The organism is Pseudomonas sp. 2822-17 (assembly GCF_002742485.1).
Lineage (GTDB): Bacteria > Pseudomonadota > Gammaproteobacteria > Pseudomonadales > Pseudomonadaceae > Aquipseudomonas > Aquipseudomonas cyclaminis.
Genome location: NZ_LJRZ01000657.1, coordinates 1 through 313, shown reverse-complemented (window position 1 = coordinate 313; position 313 = coordinate 1). Strand labels below are relative to the sequence as shown.

Below are 313 nucleotides of genomic sequence, written 5' to 3'. Positions count from 1 at the left end.
AATAGTATTAAATGTGATAAATGTACTGAAGGGGTGTAGTCATGGCAACGATAGAGGATTTTTCTAAGCTGGATATGCGTGTTGGAACGATCATGTACGCTGAACCATTTCCAGAAGCCAGAGTTCCAGCAATTAAATTAAAAATAGACTTTGGAGAAGAAGTGGGACAAAAACAATCGAGTGCACAGATCACTAAACGATATTCTCCAGAAGATCTCGTTGGGCGACAAGTAGTTGCAGTAGTAAACTTTCCCCCTATTCGTATCGCAGGGTTTAAATCGGAAGTTCTTGTCATGGGGGGAGTACCAGATAA

At 40.9% G+C, this 313-nt stretch carries 1 protein-coding gene; it reads left to right on the top strand.

All coding sequences use genetic code 11. From position 1 onward, the window contains the following. Positions 1–41 precede the first annotated feature (41 nt). Positions 42–313: tRNA-binding protein (locus tag AOA60_RS23755; RefSeq protein WP_099586445.1), on the top strand; the 272-nt coding region annotated here is incomplete at its 3' end.